General features: G+C 45.8%; 12 protein-coding genes and 5 tRNA genes. 14 read left to right on the top strand and 3 right to left on the bottom strand.

Annotation, left to right across the window (positions count from 1 at the left end):
* Window positions 1–85 precede the first annotated feature (85 nt).
* A complete protein-coding gene (locus PWYN_RS27890; RefSeq protein ID WP_052087798.1) occupies window positions 86–6799 on the top strand; it encodes an S-layer homology domain-containing protein in 6714 nt (2237 codons plus the stop codon).
* 88 nt (window positions 6800–6887) lie between these two features.
* On the opposite strand, the gene PWYN_RS06465 is transcribed toward PWYN_RS27890, so the two are convergent.
* The gene (locus PWYN_RS06465; protein WP_036649646.1) at window positions 6888–7316 is read right to left on the bottom strand and encodes an Lrp/AsnC family transcriptional regulator; all 429 of its coding nucleotides are present in this window, start codon (window positions 7314–7316) and stop codon (window positions 6888–6890) included.
* Between the two features lie 124 nt (window positions 7317–7440).
* On the opposite strand from PWYN_RS06465, the gene PWYN_RS06460 reads away from it, so the two are divergent.
* The 11 genes from PWYN_RS06460 (at window position 7441) to PWYN_RS06410 (ending at window position 15146) form a co-directional block, all read left to right on the top strand.
* Entirely contained in the window at window positions 7441–8202 is a 762-nt protein-coding gene (locus tag PWYN_RS06460; protein WP_036649644.1) for an MBL fold metallo-hydrolase, read from the top strand.
* Between the two features lie 113 nt (window positions 8203–8315).
* Window positions 8316–8391 (top strand) — tRNA-Asn (locus PWYN_RS06455).
* A 7-nt stretch (window positions 8392–8398) separates the two neighbouring features.
* A tRNA-Ser gene (locus tag PWYN_RS06450) sits at window positions 8399–8487 on the top strand.
* 546 nt (window positions 8488–9033) lie between these two features.
* A complete protein-coding gene (locus PWYN_RS06445; RefSeq protein WP_036653419.1) occupies window positions 9034–9939 on the top strand; it encodes a branched-chain amino acid ABC transporter permease in 906 nt (301 codons plus the stop codon).
* A gap of 11 nt (window positions 9940–9950) precedes the next feature.
* Window positions 9951–10922 (top strand): branched-chain amino acid ABC transporter permease, encoded by a 972-nt coding sequence (locus tag PWYN_RS06440; protein WP_052087797.1) that lies wholly within the window; start codon window positions 9951–9953, stop codon window positions 10920–10922.
* Window positions 10891–11673 (top strand): ABC transporter ATP-binding protein, encoded by a 783-nt coding sequence (locus PWYN_RS06435; RefSeq protein ID WP_036649642.1) that lies wholly within the window; start codon window positions 10891–10893, stop codon window positions 11671–11673. Before PWYN_RS06440 ends, PWYN_RS06435 begins: the two co-directional genes overlap by 32 nt.
* A 6-nt stretch (window positions 11674–11679) precedes the next feature.
* Entirely contained in the window at window positions 11680–12381 is a 702-nt protein-coding gene (locus PWYN_RS06430; RefSeq protein ID WP_036649640.1) for an ABC transporter ATP-binding protein, read from the top strand.
* Window positions 12382–12450: 69 nt separating this feature from the next.
* The gene (locus PWYN_RS06425; RefSeq protein ID WP_036649638.1) at window positions 12451–13650 is read left to right on the top strand and encodes an ABC transporter substrate-binding protein; all 1200 of its coding nucleotides are present in this window, start codon (window positions 12451–12453) and stop codon (window positions 13648–13650) included.
* A gap of 132 nt (window positions 13651–13782) precedes the next feature.
* On the top strand, window positions 13783–14904 hold the full coding sequence (ald, locus tag PWYN_RS06420) for an alanine dehydrogenase (RefSeq protein ID WP_036649636.1): 1122 nt from the start codon (window positions 13783–13785) through the stop codon (window positions 14902–14904).
* A gap of 81 nt (window positions 14905–14985) precedes the next feature.
* Window positions 14986–15060, top strand: a tRNA-Glu gene (locus tag PWYN_RS06415).
* A 3-nt stretch (window positions 15061–15063) separates the two neighbouring features.
* Window positions 15064–15146 (top strand) — tRNA-Leu (locus PWYN_RS06410).
* A 53-nt stretch (window positions 15147–15199) separates the two neighbouring features.
* On the opposite strand, the gene PWYN_RS06405 is transcribed toward PWYN_RS06410, so the two are convergent.
* On the bottom strand, window positions 15200–15844 hold the full coding sequence (locus tag PWYN_RS06405) for a PAS domain-containing protein (protein WP_036649633.1): 645 nt from the start codon (window positions 15842–15844) through the stop codon (window positions 15200–15202).
* Between the two features lie 36 nt (window positions 15845–15880).
* Window positions 15881–16078 carry a Rha family transcriptional regulator gene (locus tag PWYN_RS28595; protein ID WP_084146624.1) on the bottom strand — a complete coding sequence of 66 codons (198 nt, stop codon included), beginning with the start codon at window positions 16076–16078 and terminating at the stop codon, window positions 15881–15883.
* A 145-nt stretch (window positions 16079–16223) separates the two neighbouring features.
* Between PWYN_RS28595 and PWYN_RS06395 the strand changes: the two genes are divergently transcribed.
* Together PWYN_RS06395 and PWYN_RS06390 are read left to right on the top strand one after the other, a co-directional pair.
* Entirely contained in the window at window positions 16224–16589 is a 366-nt protein-coding gene (locus tag PWYN_RS06395) for a helix-turn-helix domain-containing protein (protein ID WP_036649627.1), read from the top strand.
* 82 nt (window positions 16590–16671) lie between these two features.
* Window positions 16672–16754: transfer RNA gene (locus PWYN_RS06390), tRNA-Leu, on the top strand.
* Window positions 16755–16792: the final 38 nt, after the last annotated feature.

The following is a 16792-nucleotide window of genomic DNA, read 5'->3' as shown; positions in this document are numbered from 1 at the left end:
GTCTGAATACAATTGCACATCGTTTCGTAAGCGCTGCCAATCTAATATGGAAGGGAAGTCCATATCACTTAGAGGGGGCACACTTATGAAGAGATTTAGGTCCGCGGTGGCGGGTCTACTAGTTATGCTGCTGATTTTCTCAAGCTTGCCTGTATATGGGGAAGGCGGAAATTCCGCTGGAACCGGAGGAACAGGTGCAGGGCAAGTGTCTACAGGCACGGTACTTATCCAGAATAAGTGGAAAAGCAACTTTTTGTACGAGACATCCCAAGGAATCGTCCGTTATGGAATGACCAATCCAGCGGATGCTTCTGCCCAGTGGATCGTAGTGACAACGAATGGTCTGTCACGGATTAAGAATGTGAAGACAGGTCATTACATTACATTGGCCGGCAACACTGGAAAAGAAGACTCACTAAAGACAGCAACAGAGGGGGGAGCTTCGGCGGAATGGCTGATTGATACTTCAAATCGGGCCGGGTATATGGTGATTCGAAGTGCAACGGCTCCTACCAGCAACCTTGTCATTCACGAGGAGAATCAGCTGGGTTATGCCCAAGTAAGTTCAGACATTAACGTCACTTTTGAGAGTCCGCAGTGGGCTTTTGTAGACTTGAACGGAACACCGGTCCGTCTGGAAAGTCGGATGCATCCCGGAGCCGTAATCTATGAGGATACAGGATATGTACAAGCACCAGACAACCCTAATGGGAATCTCAAGCATGGACAGAAACCGTCGAATGATACAACCTCACAATGGTATATCGAGCCGGGCAGCACGGACGGAAACATCAAGTTCCGCAACCGGGCTACAGGACATTATATCAAGCAGAATGAAGATACGGGGTATGGCATTTTTTCAACGGAAATCGATCTAGATAAGGTCAGTTTAAGCGAATGGATTCAACAAAGTGCTGATGACCATGATTCGAATACATCCGATGCAGGCTACGTCACCTTTGAAAATGCAGGATTAACAGCAGGTGGCCCGCAGTGGATGAATCCACAGTTCCCGAATGATAACCATGTTCGCTCCAATGGATGGCCGGGGTGGTCAGGGAATGTTACAGCTCATTGGAAAATAGTTCTGGTCTCCGACCTGCAGGCCACTCGTATAACAACCTATACCGATGCACAGGTGGTTTCAGATTTTCTATATGAAACAGAGAACGGTGAGTTGAAACATGGAACTATCACTGACCATTCACTGAATGAGATGAATGATTTGTGGTACGTCGAGGATTACGATGGCAATAAGCGTATTCGAAATGCGGCAACGAATCATTATCTTACGTACAGTGAGGGGCAGTTGACGGGAAAGGCATCAATCGAGAGCAGTCCCTCGGATCAATGGAGATTTAAGGAGTCTGATGATTATGATGATTACCAGACCATAGGGAACATAGGGACGAATGGAATTTACTTGTCACAGGAACAAGGCGGGATCGTAGGGGCTTCTTCAGATGCAGCCTCTTTAAACGTACAGTGGCAATTCATAGATCCAAATGCACCCATGGATGGCTCGGAGCATTATATCCGCATCCAGAATGGCTGGAAATCTTTTTACTGGTATGAGAGCAGTGACGGTCTGCTGAAATATGGAAACCTCCAAACAGATCAATCAGATCAGTGGCTGGTTGAGAAATATAACGGTCGTAAGCTGTTCAAGAACCGTAAGACGGGCCACTACATTAATATGGTGGAAATGCCGAGCGGACATATTCAGGTTACAACATTGACCAGCAAGATAGATGTCAATCCGGGGTATATCTGGACAGGGAAAAATACAGGCGACAACCAGTATGTCATCAGCAACGTTTTGGATAAGGAGCCTAATAAACGTCCTGATAAGTATATCTCGTTGCAAAACCTTACTAAATACGCTGAATATAGTGTGATTAATCCGGATTGGGGAAGCCCCAAATGGCGGTTTGTTCAAGTTACGGAGAAGAAGCAGGACTTGTTCCGCTTCAGAATGAATGAGGTTAACGGTGAAGAACAATATCTGAAGGATGGCCCGATGCTGGCTGAAGCCACACAGGAGCTTACGGATACAGTAACCGATGCGACCTATAAGCCAATGGCTGCTGCTGTTAGTGACCTGACAGTCGGGCAAGCAACCTATGGTCCCCTTGATCTTGCCGACAATTCATTTCTGTGGCAATTGAAAGAAATTGACGGGGCTAACGGTGCTGTGAAAATTCAGAACAGAGGAACCGGACGTTATCTATCGCTGGAGCATTTGGGTGGGGCTGTAGAAGAGGATAACCCGGCTACATCGGTTCAAACCCTGCAAACGATTTATGATGTATGGGGAAGTATTAAGTGGTATGTGGATATGAAATCCTCGGGAATTACCACCTTCAAGAGTGGGTGGGGAGGCCATTATATGTATGGAGCTCCGGATGAGGATGGCAATCCAGTCATTCGGATAAGTAAGGCTGCAGGTGCAGTTGAGATGGACAGTGCACAGTTCATGGCGGAGCCAGCATTCATTCCTGCACCCCCAGTACCGGATTATCCGATCCGTTTCAAAAATATCCAAAATGGAGAATATCTCTACGAGAATGAGCACGGTGTTATTCTCTACGGACAGCCGTCGAGTGATAACGGATATTCGCACTGGAGCATTTTATTAGAGAATGGCAAGCAATTTGTTGTAAATAGGGCAACGGGACATTACCTGACCCTGAACGGTGACTATTCCTTTTTGGAGAGTACAGGTACACAACCTGCAACCGATGGATCTTCCAATTGGTCCGTTGATGTAGGTTCGGATGGTCAAAACTATACGATTCGTAGTATGTACGGAGAATACAGCGATGAGTTTGTCAACGTAGAGAATCAGACCGGATATGCCGAGCGCGCTCTGCTTCTGGAAACTTCACCTTCTGCACGCTGGAATTTGGAAAGGGCAGAACAAGACTATATGACCCCTGCCGGAGAACCGAGAAATTCAAATACCTCTACTCCTGCGCAGGATGATACGAACATTGTAACTATAGTGCCTAAAGGGTTGAATGGTTATGTTCTGGCTGAGAAGGAGGGGCAAATTATTCTCGCTGGTACTTTGGATAAGAATGCCAAGTCTAATTGGCGTTTACAGGATTACAACGGACGGAAGCGGCTCTTGAACATCGACACGAAGCATTTTTTATCTCTAGATGATCAAGGTAAGCCTGTTCTATTATCATCGGGAACTACTACGCAGTCGCAATGGACGACCACTGAAAAAATGGGCTACTATTTACTTGAGAGTGCTGATGCTGATGAGGTGCTTATCCATCAAAATTCAGAAGTTGACCTTGGGGCCAATACGTCAGACGATGACACGCTCTGGAGCTTTATCCCTACCGTGACAGATGTAGATTACGCTGGGGAGATTGCTTTCAAGGGTGAGGAAGTCATACGTTTTACAGTTAATGCTGATCATGCAGGAGAATACAAGGCTAATGTCCGTTATAAGAACGCAGGAGCCGTATCGGTACTGACGAAGGTGGAAGTAAACGGCCTGAAGCAGGACGGTCTCAGTCTGGATAGAACAGCCCAGAACACCCCAGAAACGGCAGAACTTCAACTGAACCTTCGTTCGGGATTGAATACTGTTTCATTCAGCGGTGATGGGATGCCGTGGAGTCCTATTGAAATCGATAGTCTGACTATAAAAGACAGCGTGAACAAGTCCTACCGCGGGGCAACAGTCCCTTATATCAGCTATGAAGCTGAAGATGCAGTGACTAACGGTTCGCTTATTGGTCCTTCACGCAAGCCACTGAGCTTATCTTCGGAGGCCTCAGGACGTAAAGCGGTAAGTCTGAAGAATACAGGAGAATATGTGGAATTCAAGCTGGCGAAGCCGGCGAACTCTATCGTACTCCGCTATTCCATCCCTGATAGTCCGGATGGCAAGGGAGCCGAAGAGACGCTCTCCCTATATGTAAATGGTGCCAAACAACAACTGAAATTGACTTCAAAATATGCTTGGGAATATGGGAGCTATCCATGGTCCAATGATCCTAGTCAAGGGAACGGTCATCGATTTTTTGACGAGATTCATGCTTTGATAGGTGATGCTCCGGCCGGTGCAACGATTCGTCTGGTGAAAGAGGCGGAGAATCAAGCCACCTCGTATGTCATCGATCTAATGGATATGGAGCAGGTTGCCCCTCAGTTGAGTAAACCTGATGGCTTCATATCTGTTGCAGACTTTGGCGCCGTTGCCAATGACGGCAAGGATGATACTGCAGCCTTTAAGGCAACCCTTGCTGAAGGAAAGGCACACCATAAAGGTGTCTGGTTCCCGGCAGGAGAATTCCATTTCGAAGACGGATTGCTCGATCTTGATTCTGCTGAAATCCGCGGAGCGGGTATGTGGTATACGACTTTATATGGTGCCAAGTTCTTTGGTCATGGAGGCAAGGTGGGAGTCTACGATTTACAGATCGATGGAGTCATTAATGTCCGGGATGATGAAGCCGTTACCAACGCATTCCACGGTGCCTTCGGTCAAGGATCAGTCATTCAGAATGTCTGGATCGAGCATACCAAAGCTGGTCTTTGGCTCACGCAGCCTAGAGGTGAAAAGGCGCGTACAAATGGACTGCATATGGTCGGACTGCGCATTCGCAATTTGATGGCGGATGGGATTAACTTTGCAGTCGGTACTTCGAACAGTATGATGGAGCAAAGTGATATCCGCTACCCTGGTGATGATGGAATTGCCATGTGGTCATTCACGGATGCCTCACTGGTCGACGTGAACGGTACGGAACGAACGCCGAGTGTGAACAATACAGCTCGTTTTAATACAGTGTCACTACCATGGCTGGCTGACAATATCGTTGTATTCGGCGGCAAGGATAATAAAATTCAAGATAACATAGTGAAGGATACAGTCACTAACGGTGCAGGTATAGCGGTATCGACACGCTTCTCGGCAGAGCCCTTCCAAGGGACGACAATCGTTGAGCGAAATACTATGATTCGTACGGGTAGCTATGATTCCGGTTACGGCCTGAACCTTGGAGCGCTTTGGTTATATGCCGGGGAGAGCGACATGGGAGGTACGATTCGGATTATGAACAATACAGCTCTAGACAGCACCTACTCCGGATTCATAGCACACGGTCATATGACAGTAAGCAATGTGACGCTGTTGAACAATGTGATTGATGGGGCAGGGACAAGCGGGATCGAGATTACAAAGGATCTGAAAGGTCAAATCATAGCTGATAACGTCATTGTACGTGGAGAAAAAATGAATCAGATTTCGAACCAGTCACCTGTGTTTAAAATTATTGAAATGAACCAAGGTTTGTCCACCTCGGTGAAACCGTTCTCTATTGTGCTTGACGATGGTCAGATCGGACCCGTTGTATTAAAACAGGGTGAATCTGCAAAACTGAAGGTGCTGGACAGAGCGGGAGCGGACATTACAGACCAAGCCAAAGTAGATTTTGGAGTCGATAACGTTGCTTCATTTATAAGTGGTAATCTTCAGGCGCTTAAAGAAGGCGTTACAACCTTTAAAGTATCTGTAGGCGACAATGTGAGGAATTATGAGGTTGTAGTTGTATCTAAGTCTGTAACTGGGGGAGGAACGGACCCGATACCGCCGAGCGGTAATCCTTCACTTCCTGCAAAGGATATAGCAATCAATGACGCATTGCTCAAGGATAAGGCAGCTTCTAAGCAACTCATTATTGAAGTAAATGCCACTACCGATGGAACTGCTCGTTTTGGTGCAGAATCTTTACGTAGTGCCGCAGCCGCAAGTCCTGATTCAGTACTCCTTATCCAGAGTGCAGTGGGAACCTACCAATTCCCATTAAAGCTAGTGGAATCTGTATTGAAGCAGGCCAACCTGCCAGGGGGAGTTCTGGAGTTCCATCTTGCCCTGAAGAGTGATAATGATAAAGTGCTGGCTTCTGCCGCAAAAGAGCAAGGGTTCCTTATAAAAGGCACTCCGGTTGAATTCTCGCTAAAGGTAACGGATGGAATGACTACCATTCCTGTTACCGGATTCGGAACCACTTATGTGGAGCGAACCTTCACGATTAGTGAAGAAGTGAATATTAAATCTGCGGTAGCTCTTATCTTTGACTCGAAGACAGGAGCCTTCCATTATGTGCCTGCTCTGTTCGAGGTCAGCAAAGGAGTTACCAAGGTAACTGTTAAGAGCACGCTGGCCAGTGGTGTAGTTGCCATTGCAGTGAACCCGATCACCTTCAAAGATGTATCGTCCGGACACTGGGCGAAGGCAGAAATTGAGCTTCTTGCAAGCAGACTGATTGTAAATGGACAATCAACTAGTGGTTTCGCACCTGGGAAGTCCGTTAGTCGAGCAGAGTTCGCAGCGATGCTGATTCGTTCGCTAGGTCTGCAACCCGATGGAACGTCCGCCTCAATGCCTCCATTCAAGGATGTACCGAGCAGCGCTTGGTATGCAACGGATGCCGGATTAGCCGCGAAGCTCGGATTGGTCCAGGGCTATGAAGATGGCTCCTTCCGTCCAAATGCTTCAGTCACTAGGGAGCAGATGGCGGTGATGGCAGGAAGAGCTATCCAACTGCTTCAGACGGCTGTAACCAAGGATGCCGGAAATGCCACAACTATTCATTTTAATGACGCTGAGGATATTTCGAATTGGGCGAAGGGTGCCATAGATGTACTTGTATCTTCCGGAATTATGAAAGGCCAGCCGAGCGGAGCGTTTGCTCCTGGTAAAGCTACAAGCCGCGCAGAAGCAGCGGTTATACTCGAGCGGCTGCTAACTGAAGTCAAGTTGCTGAATAAATAAGGCCCTTAGGATAAAAAAGCCGTGATAAAGGAAGCTCAATTCCTTTATCACGGCTTATTTTCGTTATATTGGTGTACTCGAAGAGAAATCACTTCACCCGTTCGGTAGAAAGAGCCACCTTATAGTTCCCATACATTAATAGGTTGTCCAAAAAGGCATTTAACTGTTCATGATTCTCTACACGAATACGCATCCAGTAGCAACCCTCACCGCTTACCCGGTGTAATTCATAAATCTGGGAGCTAGTTTTAGCGAACTTCTGAAAAGTTGGATGGGCGGCACTTGAACTGAGAAATACAGTCACGAAGGCTTGAATGTGTAGTCCAATCCTTTCCGGGTTCCAACGTACCGAAAAGCCCTCGATGACTTGTGTTTCCTGCATTTTGCGTATACGAGCGCCAACGGCTTGGCCTGTCATGTGAACCTGCTGCCCAATTGCTTTATGAGTGAGCGTAGAGTCACTTATGAGAATTTGCAGGATGCGGAAATCCGTATCGTCGATTGCCCATTGATCCATATGGCTATCATTCCTTTCTATATGAAAGTATAAAGGCATAATCTCTTTCAGAACAAAATGTACGCAGTAATCATGCCATATTATAATTGCTGTAGTAGATAATTAAAAGAAGGGGTGCAGTTATATGAAGCTCCAACTCATTCGGCACGCAGCATTATGGCTGGAATATGGCGGTATTACTTTTTTAATCGATCCGATGCTAAGTGAGCAAGGGGAGAATCCGCCGATCAAGAAAAGTGCTAATGACCGGCGTAATCCCCTTGTTCCTTTGCCGGGTCCTGTAGATACATGGTTGAAGCCTGATGTTGTACTGGTAACACATCTTCATCAAGATCACTGGGATGCTGCCGCGGTGTCTTCACTGTCCCCTGATATTCAACTCATATGCCAAACGGGTGACCAAGAGAAAATAGCCTCGCAGGGTTTTAACAATGTCACGGTGATTCAAGATGAACTATCTTTAGGCAAAGTAAGTCTAACCCGAACCAGAGGACGGCATGGCAGTGGTGTGATCGGTCGATTAATGGGAACTGTATCCGGTTTTGTTTTCCAAGCGGAGGGGGAGCCTACGCTATATATAGCGGGAGATACCATTTGGTGTAATGAGGTAAAGCAAATTCTTGATAAGTGCCGCCCAGAGATTACGATTGTAAATGCGGGCGGAGCACGTTTTTTGAAAGGCGGTCATATTACGATGAATGAGCAGGATGTTATCGACTTATGCGCCTACGCACCGACTACTGAAGTGATTGCAGTACATATGGATGCTATAAATCATTGTCTGGTCACGAGGGAAATGCTGCATCATAGACTAAATCAGGAACTATTATTAGACAAAGTGTCGATTCCTGTAGACGGAGAGTGGTTTCAAACACAGGTTATGTAAGATTGTCAATGTATTCCCTTTATCCCATATGAAAACGATAACAAAAAAGTTGTCTCCGCTTGACTAGGCCTGGAAATCATGATAAATTATTTCTTATTCAAGTATAGAAATATTCCCTGATAGCTCAGTTGGTAGAGCACTCGACTGTTAATCGAGTTGTCACAGGTTCGAGCCCTGTTCGGGGAGCCATATATTTGGAGAGATACCCAAGTGGCTATAAGGGGACCCTCTGCTAAGGGGTTAGACTGCGTAAGCGGTGCGAGGGTTCGAATCCCTCTCTCTCCGTTGATTAGCATCTCTGTAAGGGATGAGAACCCTCAGTGGTTCGTTGGAGCATAAGCTTCGTTAGGGAAACTTTGCAATCTCTTGCCAAGCAAGAGTATCCCTCTCTCTCCGTTGAAATAACAAACGATTTACAGACAAGAGCTCCCAGTGAGCTCTTTTTTTGCGTTCATAAGTTGATGTGATGCATCAACTCTTTAATTAGTTGATGGATAGAAGCTTTAAAGAGACAAATGTTATATTCTTTACAACAAAATAAAGTATTCTATTATAAAAGGATTAAAATTCCGTTATTTAAAAACTCCAATTATCTTCTGTTTACCTCCATTTACTCCGTATTACTACGAAAATGAAAAATACCTTCCTAATACATTACATATTCGTGTGATGAAACCTAACCTTAATTTCGAACATTGTAGTAAAAAAGTATAAATTCTAGTGACGTAAAAAACCTTCTATGTTAATATAAATAACATCATAAAGAAATAAAGATGAAATGTAAGACAGAGAAAGGGGATTTTTGATTATTATGGGGAAAAGGGGATGGCGATGGAGTACTTCATTCAACAACTAATTAACGGAATATCCGTAGGCAGTATTTATGCTCTGATCGCACTTGGTTACACCATGGTTTACGGAATTATCAAGCTGATAAATTTTGCACATGGTGATGTGTTTATGGTGGGTTCGTTTATCGGATTGTTCAGTGCCAGGTATTTGGCTTCGGTAGGTCTCCCTCCCGTAATCGTCCTGATCATATCACTAATCATCTCTATGACGGTTAGCGCACTGCTTGGCATTTCGATTGAACGACTGGCTTATAAGCCGTTGCGTAAGGCATCGCGTATCGCCGTTCTCATTACAGCTATTGGGGTATCATTTTTTCTGGAATACAGCGGGGTATTTGTTCTTGGGCCTCAAGCCAAAGGTTTTCCGGAAATTCTTAATAAGAAGCAATATCAGCTGTTCGGATCTTCTGTTCAAGTGGATTCCAATCAAATTATGATATTGGCTACTACAGTAATACTGATGATCATTCTGCAGTATATCGTGCACCGTACGAAGATTGGTAAAGCTATGCGAGCCGTTTCCTATGATATGGAAGCAGCGCGGCTGATGGGAATTAATGTAGACCGGACGATTTCGGCTACTTTCGCTATCGGCTCCGCACTTGCTGCTGCGGCTGGTGTAATTTTCGGTATGACTTACAACTCCGTGGATCCTATGATGGGTGTCCTTCCGGGGCTTAAAGCTTTCGTGGCTGCTGTACTTGGAGGAATAGGCAGTGTTCCGGGTGCACTTGTCGGCGGACTGCTGTTAGGAACAGTAGAGACGGAGATTTCTTCTCTGGGTTACTCCTCTTGGCGTGACGGTGTAGCATTTGCTGTGCTGATCCTTATCCTTATCTTTAAACCGTCCGGGCTTTTTGGTAAAAATGTCCGGGAGAAAGTGTAGGGGGGATCATCATGATAAAATTCAATAAATCCTTCTGGTTTGGGATCGTCTTTTCCTTGATTCTCTACGGAATCATCCGCATTCTTTTGACTACAGGCGTTCTTGATGATGTTGCGGAATCCACGTTGATTCTAGTCTGTATTAACGTGATGCTAGCGGTATCGCTGAATTTGATTAACGGGATTACCGGTCAGTTTTCTATCGGCCATGCCGGATTTATGTCCATCGGGGCCTATGTTTCGGCGATCCTTACCTTAAACTTTGATGTTCCTTTAGTATTTGCACTTCTTATCGCTGGCTTTGTGGCGGCATTGTTCGGGGTATTGATTGGTATTCCGACACTGCGGCTCAACGGAGACTATCTGGCTATCGCAACACTCGGCTTCGGTGAGATCATACGTATCGTGCTGCTGAATACCGAATATGTGGGTGGTGCTTCAGGGCTAAGCGGTATTCCGGCAGAGACAACATGGACGACGATTATGTTCTTTTTCACACTATTAACCATTGTAGTCATCAATAACTTTATCCGTTCTTCTCATGGCCGGGCTTGTATCGCGATCCGCGAGAATGAAATTGCTGCTGAAGCTATGGGGATTAACACAACTCTATACAAAGTAATTGCCTTTTCGCTCGGTGCACTCTTTGCCGGGATCGCGGGTGGACTATCTGCTCATAAGTTTTATGTTATTAATCCGGGCAGCTTCAATTTCCTGAAATCATTCGAGATTCTGGTAATGGTCGTACTCGGGGGTCTAGGAAGTACAGCGGGCTCAATTCTGGGTGCAATTGTACTGACACTTCTGTTCACGGCCCTGCAGAATACACCTGAGCTGCGTATGATTATTTACTCCGTTATCCTTATCCTTATGATGATTTTCCGTCCAAAAGGGTTGCTTGGCAGCACAGGCCTGTCATTCATGAAATTTGGCAAAAAGGAGGCGAAGCCGGATGACGTCATCAGCGAAAGTAGTTCTTCTTGATGTCAAAGAGGCCAGTCGCTCCTTCGGAGGGCTGAAGGCACTGAGTGAAGTTTCCCTTCATATTGACAAGGGGGAATTGATTGGGTTGATCGGGCCCAACGGTGCGGGCAAAACAACTCTGTTCAATCTATTGACGGGTGTGTATCCACCTTCCAGTGGAACCATTGTTCTGAATAATCAATCTGTCGGCGGGATGAAGCCATTCCGAATTAACCGGAAGGGAGCCGCACGGACATTCCAGAATATCCGATTGTTCACGGCAATGACGGTGCTTGATAACGTAAAAATCGCCTATCATCAGCACGCTAAGCATTCGATATTTACTTCGATGCTCCGCTTGCCTAAGCATTTCAAGGAAGAAGCAGAGATTACACAAAAGGCGCTTGATATTCTAAAAATATTCAATCTTGCCGATCAGAGCGAGGAAACCGCAGGTAATCTCAGCTATGGTAATCAGCGGCGCCTGGAAATTGCCCGTGCTCTTGCGGCAGGTCCGAAGCTGTTGCTTCTGGATGAACCGGCGGCGGGTATGAATCCAAATGAGACTCGTGATCTTATGAATCTGATTGCTTGGATTCGTAAAGAATTTGACCTGACCATTCTGCTTATCGAGCATGATATGTCGCTGGTCATGGGGGTTTGCGACCGAATCTACGTGCTCGACCGCGGCATATTGATCGCCGATGGTTCGCCTGTAGAAATTCGGAATAACCCTAAGGTTATCGAAGCCTATTTGGGACAGGAGGCGTAGACAGCGATGCTTAAAGTACAAGGAATTAATGTTTATTATGGAGCTATCCATGCCCTCAAGGATTTAAGTATTACCGTAAATGAAGGCGAGATCGTAACGTTGATCGGAGCTAACGGCGCCGGAAAATCAACTTTGCTCAAGACGCTTTCAGGGTTGCTTAAACCGAAGACCGGCAGTGTTGAATTTTTAGATAAATCCATCACGAACCAAAGCATACAGTCGATTGTGAAGCAAGGGCTTATCCATTGTCCTGAGGGTAGACGTGTATTTGCGAACATGTCTGTAGAAGAGAATTTGGAGCTCGGCGGCTATCTTCAGGACTCCAGCAGTCTGCCGGCCGACTTCGAAAAGGTGTACACAACCTTCCCTCGTCTTCTGGAAAGAAAGAAACAGCTGGCAGGAACATTGTCCGGCGGTGAGCAGCAAATGCTCGCTATGGGTCGTGCTATGATGGGCCATCCTAAGCTGCTGCTGCTTGATGAACCCTCTATGGGTCTTGCTCCGCTATTGGTTCAGGATATTTTCCGGATCATTCAGGAGGTTAATGCCTCAGGTACGACCGTGCTGCTTGTTGAACAGAATGCCCACCAAGCACTTAAGATCGCCCATCGTGCCTATGTGCTCGAGACAGGCAGAGTGGTCCTTGAAGGAGATGCTAAGGAATTGGCGGATTCGGAAGAGATCAAGATGGCTTATCTGGGTCATTAACACATCATTATTTCTTAGTTGCATCACAGAACCAACATATAAATATAATACTTAGGAGGCTGGAAGAGGATGAAGAAAATCGGGGCCATTATTTTAACGACAGTATTAACTGCGGCATTGGCAACTGGCTGCGGAAACAACAAAAACAATGAAAGTAATGCTGCTGCTAACGGTGGGGATGCTGCGGCAGGAACCATCAAGATTGGAGCGAACCTCGAGCTTACGGGCGGTCAGGCTTCCTTCGGCGACTCCGCACTGAAAGGTGCTAAATTGGCTGTGAAGGAAATTAATGATGCAGGTGGAGTGCTTGGTCAACAGCTGGAACTTGTCGAAGCCGATAATGCCTCCAAGTCTGAAGAAGCAACCCGTGCAGCGCAAAAACTGATTACAACCGAGAAGGTTGTTGCTATTATCGGTGCTACAACTTCAACAAACACGCTGGGAATTGTACCTGTAGCACAGGACAAAAAAATCCCGCTTGTCAGTTCTTCCGCTACAAACCCTAAGGTGACTGTTGATGAGCGTTCGGGAGATCTGAATGAATGGGTATTCCGCGCTTCCTTTATCGATCCCTTCCAAGGTCAGGTAATGGCTAATTTTGCTACTGAAACACTGAAAGCAAAAACAGCAGTTATCTATACCGATACTTCCAGTGACTACTCTAAAGGATTGCAAAAATTCTTCAAAGAGACTTTCACTAAAAGCGGCGGTACGATCTTGAGTGAAGAGTCCTACCAACAAAAAGACTCCGACTTCAAAGCTGTATTGACTCGCATTAAAGAAGCTAAACCGGACGTTATTTATCTTCCTGGATATTATGAAGAAGTAGGTAAAATCTTGAAACAGGCTCGTGAAATGGGTATTACCGTTCCATTCATGGGTGGCGATGGCTGGGATTCTCCGCAGCTGGCTGAAATTGCCGGTGCAGCAGCTCTCGATAACACGTTCATGTCCAATCACTATTCACCAGAAGACAGCGCTCCTGAAGTTAAATCGTTCGTAGATGCCTTTAAGGCAGCGAATGGCGATCTTGTACCGGACGGAATGGCTGCACTGGGTTATGATGCTGTGAAGCTGGTAGCTGATGCAATCACTCGTGCAGGCTCCACAGATGCAACCAAGTTGAAAGATGCGTTGGCAGCGACTAAGGATCTTCAGTTGGCAACAGGTAAAATTACAATGAACGAAACTCATGACCCTGTTAAAGCGGCAGTCGTTCTGAAATTTGTTGAAGGTAAGCAAACCTTTGAAGCTAAAGTAAATCCTTAAAATAAACTTTCTGACATACTGTGTATTGTAGCTCCGGGAGCCTAGTGCTTCCGGGGTCATTTTGTCTTATGCTGGAATTGGAAATACTTCTAATGAAGGATGTTGTGTGTAAACTTTGGAGGAGGGGTTAAGATGATTGTTGGCGTACCCAAAGAAATCAAAAACAACGAAAATCGTGTTGCGATTACACCAGCCGGAGTAGAAGCGTTGAAAAAAGCAGGTCATATAGTGCTAGTCGAACCATCCGCGGGTGCAGGAGCTGGCTTTGAAGATATAGAGTACCTTGAGAAGGGTGCAGATCTTAGTTTTTCAGCTTCTGAAGTGTGGGCACAATCAGAGATGATCATGAAGGTGAAGGAGCCGCTGCCTGAGGAGTATGGGTATTTCCGCCAAGGTCTGATTTTGTTTACTTATTTACATCTGGCTCCCGAAGCCGGACTTACGAAGGCATTAGTAGACAGTGGAGTTACAGCGGTTGGATACGAAACGATTCAGCTGGAAGACGGCTCTTTGCCGCTCCTTATCCCAATGAGTGAAGTTGCAGGGCGTATGGCTGTACAGATTGGAGCCCAGTTGCTTGAGAAGCCGCATGGCGGCAAAGGTATTTTACTAGGCGGAGTCCCCGGTGTAAGACCGGCTGAGGTGGTAATCGTTGGCGGAGGAATTGTAGGGACAAATGCAGCCAAAATTGCCCTTGGTATGGGCGCGCAGGTTACCGTATTGGATTCGAAGGCAAGCCGCTTGCGTGAATTGGATGATATTTTCGGCGGACGCGTAATCACAATTATGTCGGACTCCTACCACATTGAACAAGCGGTGCGGAAGGCAGATCTGCTTATAGGTGCAGTACTGATTCCGGGAGCTCGTGCGCCTAAGTTAGTGAAAGAGTACATGGTTCAGCAGATGGCAGAAGGGTCTGTTATTGTCGACGTAGCTATTGACCAAGGAGGTTCGATTGAGACGATTGATAGAATTACAACTCATGCGAATCCTACTTATGTGAAGCATGGTGTTATACACTATGCTGTTGCTAATATGCCAGGAGCGGTAGCCCGTACTTCGGCCCTTGCACTCACCAATGTAACTATGCCATATGCGCTGCTAATTGCTAATCTTGGTATTGTAAAAGCATCCGTACAGAATGCTTCGCTGTTCCGGGGGATAAATGTAGCTGCTGGACACGTTACGAATCTGGCGGTTGCAGAGAGCCTTGGCTATGAATTCGCTGATGGGATGGATGTGCTGAAAAGCTAATTAAAAAATTATGCTTGCAAGTTTATACAAGGTTTGATATACTCATTTTTGTTGTGAAAAGAACATATTTTCATAGTGTATGGCCCGTTGGTCAAGGGGTTAAGACACCTCCCTTTCACGGAGGTAACATGGGTTCGAATCCCATACGGGTCACCATATGCGGTAGTGGTGGAATGGCAGACACGCTATCTTGAGGGGGTAGTGAGCGTATGCTCGTGGAGGTTCGAGTCCTCTCTACCGCATTACACGAAGAGGTAAGGAATCCTTTGCTTAGCAGAGGGTACCTTACCTTTTTTTAATTCTCATTAATGTTCTTCAAAGCCCCAGCATATTGGGGATAGAGCTGCCGTATACAATCCGGGCAGATATCGTGTGTGAACTGCAAAGACAGCTTCTGCTGCAAATACTGCTCAATCCTGAGCCACTCCTCTTTATCGTTGCGAATCGATTTACAAGAGGCACAGATGGGGATGAGTCGAAGCTTGTACGGAGGCTTGTGTATGGAGCGAAAGATTCTGGATGGCTGTATATTACGTTCTTTTATAACGGGGCCTAGATCCTTCAATGAGATGATAAGGTTGCAGTTTGCCGAAGTCAGGTCTGTCATGAGAGGAAAGGCTTCCAACTCTAACGATCTACCGCCCTTCTTAAAGGTACTTACAGTGAATTTAGTGCTGAATACCAGGCGTTCACCTTGAAAAATGCTCTGTAAGGAATCTAGCAACGTTAACCTGTGAATAGGGTCGGTGATGAATTCCCTAAATAGCTCATGGCAATTTGCCCCGACACATTCCTTGCGCGGGAATAAACCGTGTTCCTTACTGTACGCAATCCAACTGCTGCTTACAAACTGAATCACTCCATATCTGTCGATAACCCATGTATAGTGTGGTAGAGCTTCAAGTGAATGCGTGATAGAAGATAATACGCTTTCTGACAAAGGTTATCGCTCCTTGAGATCTTCAGGATGGAAGGCTTAGGACAGTGGCAGGTTAAGCAGTTTCTCGATCTGCCGCCGAAACCGTTCGGCTTTGCGTGTTCCGTGAATCAGATTAGAGAGACGATAGGGCGGGATTCCGTGGATCTGACAGAAATCCTTCTGGTTCACACACATTTCTGTAAGGCGTTGTTTAATGGCCCAGCCATAGGGGGTTATGGGACTTTTACTATTCAACGAACTCACCTCTTATCGACTTTCCAGCCCTATGATATAATGAAGTAAGACATAGTATTAGTTAATTATATACTTTTTTGCGTCATATTTCAATAAAATATACCTTAAATAAGTATTTTTATGAGTTTGGAAGGCGGTTTTGTGAATGCAGTCCATATACGAACGTATAGAGTATTTGATCAAGCAAAAGGGACTTACCAAGAAGTCATTTTGTGAGCAGTTAAATATCAGTACAGGCAACATGGGGGATTGGAAAAGAGGAAAGTCTACCCCGGGAACCCATAAGCTGATTGAGATTGGAGCTTTTTTTCATGTTAGTCTGGATTGGCTCATCCTGGGCAAAAATGCCCCCGAAATCGTTCGCGAAAGTGCAGAGGATTATTTTTTTGAGCAAATACGGCAACTGGATTGCCAAACGGATGAACTTCTCCCGAGTGAGAAGGAATTTATTAAGGAATACATTGCCTTTACCGAGTACCGTAAGCTTAAATCGGCGGATGACAATTCCTAAATCTGCATCTTTACTTTTAGTCGCAGTAGTTTTATAATTATGAATGTTGGCCTCAAACAATTTTTACGTCTTTACTCACCGCGCGGTAGTGGTGGAATGGCAGACACGCTATCTTGAGGGGGTAGTGGGTGTATACCCGTGGAGGTTCGAGTCCTCTCTACCGCATAACATTTTTAAAAGCAAAAAACCCTTGATGATTCAAG

This window comes from Paenibacillus wynnii (genome assembly GCF_000757885.1).
Classification (GTDB): domain Bacteria; phylum Bacillota; class Bacilli; order Paenibacillales; family Paenibacillaceae; genus Paenibacillus_AQ; species Paenibacillus_AQ wynnii.
This window is presented reverse-complemented; position numbering and strand designations above follow the sequence as displayed.